Source organism: Franconibacter sp. IITDAS19 (genome assembly GCF_023079515.1).
Taxonomy (GTDB): domain Bacteria; phylum Pseudomonadota; class Gammaproteobacteria; order Enterobacterales; family Enterobacteriaceae; genus Franconibacter; species Franconibacter pulveris.
The window spans coordinates 16,265-26,094 of the sequence record NZ_JALJCP010000014.1; the positions used below are offsets into that span (position 1 = coordinate 16,265).

A 9,830-nucleotide genomic window follows, 5' to 3' on the forward strand; every position below is an offset into this window, starting at 1 on the left:
CACCTCTACCTTAGAACTGAAGGCCAGCTTCACGGGCAGCATCTGCCAGTGCCTGGACACGACCATGATATTGGAAACCGGAACGGTCGAAAGAGACATCTTTAATGCCTTTTTCAAGAGCGCGTTCAGCAACAGCTTTACCTACAGCTGCAGCGGCGTCTTTGTTACCGGTGTACTTCAGTTGCTCAGAGATAGCTTTTTCTACAGTAGAAGCAGCTACCAGAACTTCAGAACCGTTCGATGCGATTACCTGTGCGTAAATATGACGCGGGGTACGATGTACCACCAGGCGGGTCGCACCAAGCTCTTTGAGCTTGCGACGTGCGCGGGTCGCACGACGGATACGAGCAGATTTCTTATCCATAGTGTTACCTTACTTCTTCTTAGCCTCTTTGGTACGCACGACTTCGTCGGCGTAACGAACACCCTTGCCTTTGTAAGGCTCAGGACGACGGTAGGCGCGCAGGTCAGCTGCTACCTGACCGATCAGCTGTTTATCCGCACCTTTCAGTACGATTTCAGTCTGAGACGGACATTCCGCAGTGATCCCAGCAGGCAGCTGATGATCAACAGGATGAGAGAAACCCAGAGACAGGTTTACTACATTACCTTTGACCGCTGCACGATAACCTACACCAACCAGCTGCAGCTTCTTAGTGAAGCCTTCGGTAACACCGATAACCATTGAGTTCAGCAGGGCACGAGCGGTGCCAGCCTGAGCCCAACCATCCACGTAACCATCACGCGGACCGAAGGTCAGAGCGTTATCTGCCTGTTTTACTTCAACAGCATCGTTGAGAGTACGAGTCAGCTCGCCGTTTTTACCTTTGATCGAAATAACCTGACCGTTGAGTTTTACCTCTACGCCGGCAGGAATAACGACCGGTGCTTTAGCAACACGAGACATTTTTTCCTCCGATTAGGCTACGTAGCAGATAATTTCGCCGCCCAGACCAGCCTGGCGCGCTGCACGATCAGTCATAACACCTTTAGAGGTAGAAATGACAGCAATACCCAGACCACCCATAACTTTCGGCAGCTCATCTTTACGTTTGTAGATGCGCAGACCAGGGCGGCTGACACGCTGAATGCTTTCTACCACAGCTTTACCCTGGAAATACTTAAGAGTCAGTTCCAGTTCCGGCTTGGTGTCGCCTTCAGTTTTGAAATCTTCAATAAAACCTTCTTCCTTCAGCACGTTGGCAATTGCCACTTTCAGCTTGGAGGAAGGCATGGTGACCGCAGCTTTGTTCGCGGCCTGACCGTTACGGATACGGGTCAGCATATCCGCGATCGGATCTTGCATGCTCATCTGTCTTTACTCCCGTGATTCAATTGGTGACAATTACCAGCTAGCCTTTTTCAGACCCGGGATTTCACCGCGCATAGCGGCTTCACGGACCTTGATACGGCTCAACCCGAACTTCCGCAGGAAAGCGTGCGGACGACCAGTTTGGCGGCAGCGGTTACGCTGACGAGACGGGCTGGAATCACGCGGCAGAGTCTGCAGCTTGAGAACGGCATTCCAACGATCTTCGTCGGAGGCGTTCACATCAGAAATGATCGCTTTCAGTTCAGCGCGTTTAGCGAAGTATTTTTCAGCCAAAGCTACGCGTTTTACTTCGCGTGCTTTCATTGATTGCTTAGCCATGAAGTAACCCTACCTTACTTGCGGAACGGGAAGTCAAAGGCAGCCAGCAGAGCACGGCCTTCTTCGTCGGATTTCGCAGTAGTGGTAATGGTAATATCCAAACCACGAACGCGATCGACTTTGTCATAGTCGATTTCCGGGAAGATGATCTGCTCACGGACACCCATGCTGTAGTTGCCACGACCGTCGAAAGACTTCGCAGACAGACCACGGAAGTCGCGGATACGCGGTACAGCAATAGTGATCAGACGCTCAAAGAACTCCCACATGCGTTCGCCACGCAGAGTTACTTTACAGCCGATCGGATAGCCCTGACGGATTTTGAAGCCTGCAACAGATTTGCGTGCTTTGGTGATCAGCGGTTTTTGACCGGAGATTGCTGCCAGGTCAGCTGCTGCGTTATCCAGCAGTTTCTTGTCAGCGATCGCTTCACCAACACCCATGTTCAGGGTGATCTTCTCGACCCGAGGGACTTGCATGACAGAATTGTAGTTAAACTCAGTCATGAGTTTTTTAACTACTTCGTCTTTGTAGTAATCATGCAGTTTCGCCATCGTACTACTCCAAATTACTTGATAGTTTCGCCATTAGATTTAAAGAAACGGACTTTTTTGCCGTCTTCAAATCTAAAGCCTACACGGTCAGCCTTGCCGGTTGCCGCATTGAAGAGTGCAACGTTGGAAACCTGAATAGCGGCTTCTTTCTCAACGATGCCACCCGCCTGGTTCAGAGCCGGAACAGGCTTCTGATGTTTCTTAACCAGGTTGATGCCTTCAACAATAACTTTGCCGGAAGACAGAACATTTTTTACTTTACCGCGCTTACCTTTATCTTTACCGGTTAACACGATAACTTCGTCATCACGACGGATTTTCGCTGCCATGATTCGCTCCTTAGAGTACTTCTGGTGCCAGAGAGATGATTTTCATAAACTTCTCAGAACGAAGTTCACGAGTAACCGGCCCAAAAATACGCGTACCGATAGGCTGCTCGCTGTTGTTGTTCAGAAGAACACAAGCATTGCCATCGAAGCGAACGACAGAACCGTCAGGGCGACGAACACCCTTCTTGGTGCGCACCACTACCGCCTTCAGCACATCACCTTTTTTGACCTTACCACGCGGAATTGCTTCCTTGATGGTGATCTTGATGATATCGCCGACGCCTGCGTAGCGACGGTGCGAGCCACCCAGAACCTTGATACACATTACGCGACGCGCGCCGGAGTTGTCGGCGACGTTCAGCATAGTCTGTTCTTGGATCATTTCAGTGCTCCGCTAATGTCAACTACTACTTCGGGACCCGAAATTCAGGTCGTTAAAAAACCCCATAATCGAGGGCGCGGCATTATAACACCACTCACAAGATATGGGTAGAAAAAATAAACGGCTCATCGCTGAGCCGTTTATCTGTTGAGAGCGCTTACTGTATTACAGAACCGCTTTCTCTACAACGCGAACCAGAGTCCAGGACTTAGTCTTGGACAGCGGACGGCATTCGCGGATTTCAACCACGTCGCCGATACCGCATTCGTTGTTCTCGTCATGTACGTGCAGTTTGGTCGTACGCTTGATGAATTTACCGTAGATCGGGTGTTTCACAAAACGCTCGATAGCAACAACGATGGATTTCTCCATTTTGTCGCTAACAACGCGACCTTGCAGAGTACGGATTTTATCGGTCATTACGCACCCGCCTTCTCAGTCAGTAAAGTCTTAACGCGTGCGACATCACGACGCACTTGCTTCAACAGGTGAGTCTGTTGCAGCTGGCCACTTGCAGCCTGCATACGCAGGTTGAACTGCTCGCGCAGTAAGTTAAGCAGCTCGGTGTTCAGCTCTTCAACACTCTTCTCACGCAGCTCTTTTGCTTTCATTACATCACCGTCTTAGTTACAAAGGTGGTTTTAATCGGCAGTTTCGCTGCTGCCAGCTTGAATGCTTCACGGGCCAGCTCTTCCGGCACTCCGTCCATTTCGTACAGGACTTTACCCGGCTGAATCAAGGCAACCCAATACTCCACGTTACCTTTACCTTTACCCATACGCACTTCGAGCGGCTTCTCGGTGATCGGTTTGTCCGGGAATACACGGATCCAGATCTTACCCTGACGCTTAACTGCACGGGTCATAGCACGACGTGCTGCTTCGATCTGACGTGCAGTCAGACGACCACGGCCAACAGCTTTCAGACCGAAGGTGCCGAAGCTAACATCCGTACCCTGCGCCAGACCACGGTTGCGGCCTTTGTGCACTTTACGGAATTTTGTACGCTTTGGTTGTAACATCAGCGACGCTCCTTATTTACGGCCTTTACGCTGCTGCTTTTTCGGTTGAGCAGCCGGTTTTTCCGGTTGTTCAACAGCAGCCATACCACCCAGGATCTCACCTTTGAAGATCCACACTTTAACGCCGATTACACCGTAAGTGGTGTGCGCTTCAGAGGTGTTGTAGTCAATGTCAGCACGCAGGGTGTGCAGCGGAACACGACCTTCACGGTACCATTCAGTACGTGCGATCTCCGCGCCGCCCAGACGGCCGCTAACTTCAACTTTGATACCTTTAGCGCCCAGACGCATTGCGTTCTGTACAGCACGCTTCATAGCACGACGGAACATAACGCGACGTTCCAGCTGAGAAGTGATGCTGTCAGCAACCAGTTTTGCGTCCAGTTCAGGCTTACGAACTTCAGCGATGTTGATCTGAGCAGGAACGCCAGCGATGTCCGCTACGACCTTGCGCAGTTTTTCTACGTCTTCGCCTTTCTTACCGATAACGATGCCCGGGCGAGCAGTGTGAATGGTCACACGGATGCTCTTAGCCGGACGCTCGATAACGATACGAGATACGGACGCCTTAGCCAGTTCCTTAGTCAGGTACTGACGTACTTTAAAGTCGCTGTCCAGGTTGTCAGCGAATTCTTTGGTGTTCGCAAACCAGGTAGAGTTCCATGGTTTTACAATACCCAGGCGAATACCATTAGGATGTACTTTCTGACCCATTGCTAGTCTCCAGAGTCTCAGCGATCGGACACAACCACAGTGATGTGGCTGGTGCGCTTCAGGATGCGATCTGCACGACCTTTCGCACGCGGCATAATGCGCTTCATGCTCGGGCCTTCGTCTACGAAGATTTTCGCGACTTTCAGATCGTCGATGTCAGCGCCATCGTTGTGTTCAGCGTTAGCAATGGCAGATTCCAGAACTTTCTTGACCAGTACAGCCGCTTTCTTGTTGGTGTAGGTCAGAATATCCAGAGCCTGCGACACTTTCTTACCGCGAATCAGGTCAGCAACAAGGCGAACCTTCTGAGCAGAAGAACGAGCATGGCGATGTTGAGCTAAAGTTTCCATCTCTTCCTCCTACCTTATTTCTTCTTCGCTTTTTTATCAGCAGCGTGGCCGCGATAAGTACGAGTCGGTGCGAATTCACCCAGTTTGTGACCGACCATTTCGTCGGAAACGAATACTGGAACGTGCTGACGACCATTATGGACAGCGATGGTCAAACCGATCATGTTTGGAAAGATCGTTGAACGACGGGACCAAGTGCGCAGGGGCTTCTTGTCACCGCTTTCCACCGCTTTCTCTACCTTCTTCAGCAAGTGCAGGTCAATAAAAGGACCTTTCTTGAGAGAACGTGGCATGGCTTATCCTCTAAAATTATTTGCTACGGCGACGTACGATGAATTTATCAGTACGCTTGTTGCTGCGGGTCTTCTTACCTTTGGTCTGAACGCCCCACGGAGTTACCGGGTGCTTACCAAAGTTACGACCTTCACCACCACCATGTGGGTGGTCTACCGGGTTCATCGCTGTACCGCGAACGGTAGGACGAACACCACGCCAGCGTGCAGCACCAGCTTTACCCAGAACGCGCAGCATATGCTCAGCATTGCCAACTTCGCCCAGAGTTGCGCGGCACTCAGCTTCTACTTTACGCATTTCGCCAGAGCGCAGACGCAGGGTGACATAAGCACCATCACGCGCAACGATCTGTACGTAAGTACCAGCGGAACGAGCCAGCTGACCGCCTTTGCCTGGTTTCATTTCTACGTTATGAACGGTAGAACCAACCGGGATATTGCGCATCGGCAGGGTGTTGCCAGGTTTGATTGCAGCATCAACGCCAGACTGAATCTGGTCGCCAGCTTTCAGGCCTTTCGGGGCCAGGATGTAACGGCGTTCGCCGTCTTTGTACAGAACCAGCGCGATGTTCGCGGAACGGTTCGGATCGTACTCAAGACGTTCAACAACTGCCGGGATACCGTCTTTGTTGCGTTTGAAGTCAACAATACGGTAGGCCTGTTTGTGACCACCACCGATGTGACGAGTGGTGATACGGCCATTGTTGTTACGACCACCGGATTTGCTGTTTTTTTCCAGCAACGGAGCAAAAGGTTTGCCCTTGTGCAGCTCAGGGTTAACCACTTTAACAACGTGGCGACGACCCGGAGATGTCGGTTTACATTTAACAACTGCCATTGTATTACTCCTCCGACTTACTCAGCGCCGCCGATGAAGTCCAGATTCTGGCCTTCTTTCAGGGTGACGTAAGCTTTTTTCCAGTCGCTACGACGACCGATACGCTGTCCGTGACGTTTAACTTTCCCTTTAACAACCAGGGTGTTAACGACTTCGACTTCGACTTCAAACAGTTTCTGCACAGCAGCTTTGATTTCTGCTTTAGTCGCGTCTTTAGCAACTTTGAGAACGATGGTGTTGGTTTTTTCCATCGCAGTAGACGCTTTTTCAGAAACGTGCGGTGCGCGCAGCACCTTCAGCAGACGTTCTTCACGAATCATGCCAGCATCTCCTCAACTTGCTTAACAGCATCAGCAGTCATTACGACTTTGTCGAAGGCGATCAGGCTAACCGGGTCGATACCTGCAGCATCGCGTACGTCAACCTTGTGCAGGTTGCGCGCAGCCAGGAACAGGTTTTCGTCCAGTTCACCGGTGATGATCAGCACATCTTCCAGAGCCATGTCTTTCAGTTTCTGTGCCAGCAGCTTGGTTTTCGGCGCTTCTACAGAGAACTTCTCGACAACGATCAGACGATCCTGACGTACCAGTTCGGACAGGATGCTTTTCAGCGCGCCGCGGTACATCTTTTTGTTAACTTTTTGACTGTGGTCCTGCGGACGCGCAGCGAAGGTTACGCCACCAGAGCGCCAGATCGGGCTCTTGATGGAACCGGAACGCGCACGGCCAGTACCTTTCTGGCGCCACGGTTTTTTACCGGAGCCAGTCACTTCAGCACGGGTCTTCTGAGCACGAGTACCCTGACGAGCACCAGCTGCGTAAGCAACTACAACCTGGTGTACCAGCGCTTCGTTGAAATCACGACCGAAGGTAGTTTCGGAAACAGTCAGCGCGCTCTGCGCGTCTTTCAGTACTAATTCCATTGCTATCTCCTCACGCCTTCACAGCTGGTTTAACGATCAGGTCGCTACCGGTCGCACCCGGGACAGCACCTTTAACCAGCAGCAGGTTGCGCTCAGCGTCAACACGTACTACGTCCAGGCTCTGAACGGTTACACGCTCGTTACCCAGCTGACCTGCCATTTTCTTGCCTTTGAACACTTTGCCCGGAGTCTGGTTCTGACCGATAGAACCCGGAACGCGGTGGGACAAGGAGTTACCGTGAGTAGCGTCCTGGGTACGGAAGTTCCAGCGCTTAACGGTACCTGCGAAACCTTTACCTTTAGAGGTGCCAGTTACGTCTACTTTTTTAACTTCTGCAAACAGCTCAACGCTAATGCTCTGACCTACGGTGTATTCTTCGCCATCAGCGAGGCGGAATTCCCACAGACCACGGCCAGCTTCTACGCCAGCTTTAGCGAAGTGACCCGCTTCCGGCTTGGTTACGCGGTTAGCTTTTTTAGCACCGGTGGTAACCTGTACAGCGCGGTAGCCGTCGTTAGCCAGATCTTTAACCTGAGTAACGCGGTTTGCTTCAACTTCGATAACGGTTACTGGGATAGATACGCCTTCTTCAGTGAAGATGCGGGTCATACCCACTTTTTTACCGACTAAACCAATCATTGTTTCAACCTCTCAATCGCTCAATGACCTGATTAACCCAGGCTGATCTGCACGTCTACACCGGCAGCCAGATCCAGACGCATCAGAGCATCAACGGTTTTCTCGGTTGGCTCAACGATGTCAACCAGACGCTTGTGAGTGCGGATTTCGTACTGATCGCGCGCGTCTTTGTTAACGTGCGGAGAGATCAGAACGGTGAAGCGCTCTTTGCGGGTCGGCAGCGGGATCGGACCACGGACTTGCGCACCAGTGCGCTTAGCAGTCTCGACGATTTCCGCAGTTGATTGATCGATCAGGCGATGATCAAACGCTTTCAGGCGGATACGGATTCTTTGGTTCTGCATGAGACCAGAGCTCCAATTATTTTATAGACGAAAATGATTACTCCTCGCACCCATTACGATTGATGGGGGAGTGTAACCGTTCTTGCGTAGTTCCCCGATTGGGAACGTTGTTGGCAACAAAAAAGATGCTGCCAGGGTTCTGATTGAACCGGCCGTCATTAATGACAGGCCCGCGCATTATACGTAAATCTCACGCAGGCGCAAGTAGTGATTATAAAATAAGCGCACGGGAGCTTTCTCGTTCATCGCTGCAATGCAGTGCAACAGTTGGAGAAATATCAGGATGCGCGCCCTGCTTTAGTTTCATCGCCATTTTTTCTTTCAGGAACGCTTCTACGATGAGCGAAAAACAAAGCGAGGCATTGTTATGGTATCTCTTCTTTTCATTAGCCTTTATTACCTGCTGAGTCTGCGATTGGCCTGGACGGACTATAAAAGTGGTTTCTTGCCGGATCGCCTCACCTGCCCTCTTCTCTGGAGCGGTCTGGCTTTTTATCTGTTCTGGAGGAATGAATTTTTGCAGGCTGCCGTTAGCGGCGCGATAGCGGGTTATCTTTTCTTCTGGACTGTATACTGGGTTTTTAGAAGATGGCGAGGTTATGAAGGACTGGGGTTTGGCGATGTGAAGCTACTCGCCGCGCTCGGCGCCTGGCATGGCTGGCAGGAAATTGCAGCCATTGTTTTTCTTGCCGCCGCTGGCGGGCTTATCACCCTTATTGCCGGCGCGAAACTTTTCCATCGGCAAGAGATATTAAAAACCCCGCAGCCATTTGGACCTTTTCTGGTCGCTGCGGGGTTGATTATTAGTTGCCGAACTTTTTACGCACCGGTAGAGCAAAGCATCAAGACTCTTCTTTGATTTGGGACTGGATGTAGTTTTGCAGACCGATTTTGCTGATGAGGTCTAACTCCGTCTCCAGCCAGTCAATATGATGCTCTTCGTCGGCAAGAATTTTGATCATCATGTCACGGCTGACATAATCATGGATGCTGTCAGCATAAGCGATAGCTTCCCGTAGATCCTTCGCCCCTTCCATCTCAAGTGCGAGGTCTGAGCGCAGCATCTCTTCAACATCCTCACCGATGTGAAGTTTTCCCAGGTCCTGCAGGTTGGGAATACCTTCCAGAAACAAAATCCTCTCAATATATTGATCGGCATGTTTCATTTCATCAATTGATTCGTGGTATTCAACATCATTAAGGCGCATCAGGCCCCAGTTCTTGAACATTCTCGCATGGAGAAAGTACTGATTGATTGCGACCAGCTCATTTCCCAATAATTTATTGAGATAAGTTATTATCTTAATATCACCTTTCATTTTTCTTCCCTCCGCTTCCACTACTTGAAGCGTAGATGCGCTGCGGAGTAAGTCAAAAAAAAGATAAAGCTTCAGGCAATCTCTTTGTATTCCGGGATCTGTATCAGTTCTTCCTGCATTATTTCACGCGCAGCCCGCACGCATTTACCGCATTGGTTGCCGACCGGGATAAATTTCCGAAGCTGCTGAAAAGACTGAGGGTGAAACTGGCGTACCGCCTCACGAATTTTTTTATCACTTACACCGTTACACAAACAAACGTACATGATGGCTCCCGTTTAATTTATGCTCAAAGTGTAAATGAGAATAGTTATGATTACAATAGCACAGCGGCGGGTGCCTGCAGGGTGAATTTAAGAGAAGTGCGAACAAATGTGACAGATACGGCACTCTGTGAAAGTGGGCTGTTTAAGGAACTCAGGGCAATAAAAAAGGGCGCCGAAGCGCCCTTTTCCGTTCAGGAGAATTAACCC

At 50.6% G+C, this 9,830-nt stretch carries 21 protein-coding genes; 1 reads left to right on the forward strand and 20 read right to left on the reverse strand.

The window, feature by feature from the left end:
* Positions 1-10: 10 nt before the first annotated feature.
* The 18 genes from rplR to rpsJ all read right to left on the reverse strand — a co-directional run bounded on the left by rplR (position 11) and on the right by rpsJ (position 8,038).
* The gene (gene rplR, locus MT962_RS22025; RefSeq protein WP_017460073.1) at positions 11-364 is read right to left on the reverse strand and encodes a 50S ribosomal protein L18; all 354 of its coding nucleotides are present in this window, start codon (positions 362-364) and stop codon (positions 11-13) included.
* 9 nt (positions 365-373) lie between these two features.
* Complete coding sequence (rplF, locus tag MT962_RS22030) at positions 374-907, reverse strand: 50S ribosomal protein L6 (RefSeq protein WP_024558313.1); 534 nt, start codon at positions 905-907, stop codon at positions 374-376.
* A gap of 12 nt (positions 908-919) precedes the next feature.
* On the reverse strand, positions 920-1,312 hold the full coding sequence (gene rpsH, locus MT962_RS22035; protein ID WP_024558312.1) for a 30S ribosomal protein S8: 393 nt from the start codon (positions 1,310-1,312) through the stop codon (positions 920-922).
* Positions 1,313-1,345: 33 nt separating this feature from the next.
* Positions 1,346-1,651 (reverse strand): 30S ribosomal protein S14, encoded by a 306-nt coding sequence (gene rpsN, locus MT962_RS22040; protein WP_004388614.1) that lies wholly within the window; start codon positions 1,649-1,651, stop codon positions 1,346-1,348.
* 14 nt (positions 1,652-1,665) lie between these two features.
* On the reverse strand, positions 1,666-2,205 hold the full coding sequence (rplE, locus tag MT962_RS22045; RefSeq protein WP_001096200.1) for a 50S ribosomal protein L5: 540 nt from the start codon (positions 2,203-2,205) through the stop codon (positions 1,666-1,668).
* A 14-nt stretch (positions 2,206-2,219) separates the two neighbouring features.
* Positions 2,220-2,534, reverse strand: coding sequence for a 50S ribosomal protein L24 (gene rplX, locus MT962_RS22050; RefSeq protein ID WP_024551595.1), 315 nt, complete (start codon positions 2,532-2,534; stop codon positions 2,220-2,222).
* A gap of 10 nt (positions 2,535-2,544) precedes the next feature.
* On the reverse strand, positions 2,545-2,916 hold the full coding sequence (gene rplN, locus MT962_RS22055) for a 50S ribosomal protein L14 (protein ID WP_004388611.1): 372 nt from the start codon (positions 2,914-2,916) through the stop codon (positions 2,545-2,547).
* A gap of 165 nt (positions 2,917-3,081) precedes the next feature.
* Positions 3,082-3,336, reverse strand: coding sequence for a 30S ribosomal protein S17 (gene rpsQ / locus MT962_RS22060; RefSeq protein WP_000130100.1), 255 nt, complete (start codon positions 3,334-3,336; stop codon positions 3,082-3,084).
* The gene (gene rpmC, locus MT962_RS22065; protein WP_004388609.1) at positions 3,336-3,527 is read right to left on the reverse strand and encodes a 50S ribosomal protein L29; all 192 of its coding nucleotides are present in this window, start codon (positions 3,525-3,527) and stop codon (positions 3,336-3,338) included. Before rpmC ends, rpsQ begins: the two co-directional genes overlap by 1 nt.
* On the reverse strand, positions 3,527-3,937 hold the full coding sequence (rplP, locus tag MT962_RS22070) for a 50S ribosomal protein L16 (RefSeq protein WP_002438716.1): 411 nt from the start codon (positions 3,935-3,937) through the stop codon (positions 3,527-3,529). The genes rpmC and rplP overlap by 1 nt, the downstream gene beginning before the upstream one ends.
* Positions 3,938-3,949: 12 nt before the next feature.
* Positions 3,950-4,651, reverse strand: coding sequence for a 30S ribosomal protein S3 (gene rpsC, locus MT962_RS22075; protein ID WP_000529945.1), 702 nt, complete (start codon positions 4,649-4,651; stop codon positions 3,950-3,952).
* A 17-nt stretch (positions 4,652-4,668) separates the two neighbouring features.
* Positions 4,669-5,001 (reverse strand): 50S ribosomal protein L22, encoded by a 333-nt coding sequence (rplV, locus tag MT962_RS22080; RefSeq protein WP_002919773.1) that lies wholly within the window; start codon positions 4,999-5,001, stop codon positions 4,669-4,671.
* A 14-nt stretch (positions 5,002-5,015) separates the two neighbouring features.
* Complete coding sequence (rpsS, locus tag MT962_RS22085; protein WP_001138115.1) at positions 5,016-5,294, reverse strand: 30S ribosomal protein S19; 279 nt, start codon at positions 5,292-5,294, stop codon at positions 5,016-5,018.
* A gap of 16 nt (positions 5,295-5,310) precedes the next feature.
* Positions 5,311-6,132 (reverse strand): 50S ribosomal protein L2, encoded by an 822-nt coding sequence (gene rplB / locus MT962_RS22090; RefSeq protein ID WP_000301866.1) that lies wholly within the window; start codon positions 6,130-6,132, stop codon positions 5,311-5,313.
* A 17-nt stretch (positions 6,133-6,149) separates the two neighbouring features.
* Positions 6,150-6,452, reverse strand: coding sequence for a 50S ribosomal protein L23 (rplW, locus tag MT962_RS22095; RefSeq protein WP_004388606.1), 303 nt, complete (start codon positions 6,450-6,452; stop codon positions 6,150-6,152).
* Positions 6,449-7,054 (reverse strand): 50S ribosomal protein L4, encoded by a 606-nt coding sequence (rplD, locus tag MT962_RS22100; protein WP_024558311.1) that lies wholly within the window; start codon positions 7,052-7,054, stop codon positions 6,449-6,451. The genes rplW and rplD overlap by 4 nt, the downstream gene beginning before the upstream one ends.
* Positions 7,055-7,064: 10 nt before the next feature.
* Positions 7,065-7,694: a 50S ribosomal protein L3 gene (gene rplC, locus MT962_RS22105; RefSeq protein WP_007681261.1), complete on the reverse strand. Its 630-nt coding sequence runs from the start codon at positions 7,692-7,694 to the stop codon at positions 7,065-7,067.
* A gap of 32 nt (positions 7,695-7,726) precedes the next feature.
* Positions 7,727-8,038: a 30S ribosomal protein S10 gene (rpsJ, locus tag MT962_RS22110; RefSeq protein ID WP_001181005.1), complete on the reverse strand. Its 312-nt coding sequence runs from the start codon at positions 8,036-8,038 to the stop codon at positions 7,727-7,729.
* A 367-nt stretch (positions 8,039-8,405) separates the two neighbouring features.
* Between rpsJ and MT962_RS22115 the strand changes: the two genes are divergently transcribed.
* A complete protein-coding gene (locus MT962_RS22115; RefSeq protein WP_247366405.1) occupies positions 8,406-8,897 on the forward strand; it encodes an A24 family peptidase in 492 nt (163 codons plus the stop codon).
* Here MT962_RS22115 and bfr read toward each other — a convergent pair.
* Positions 8,881-9,357 (reverse strand): bacterioferritin, encoded by a 477-nt coding sequence (gene bfr / locus MT962_RS22120; RefSeq protein ID WP_024558309.1) that lies wholly within the window; start codon positions 9,355-9,357, stop codon positions 8,881-8,883. The two genes, MT962_RS22115 and bfr, sit on opposite strands and share 17 nt — an antisense overlap.
* A gap of 71 nt (positions 9,358-9,428) precedes the next feature.
* The gene (bfd, locus tag MT962_RS22125; RefSeq protein WP_029590164.1) at positions 9,429-9,623 is read right to left on the reverse strand and encodes a bacterioferritin-associated ferredoxin; all 195 of its coding nucleotides are present in this window, start codon (positions 9,621-9,623) and stop codon (positions 9,429-9,431) included.
* Positions 9,624-9,830: the final 207 nt, after the last annotated feature.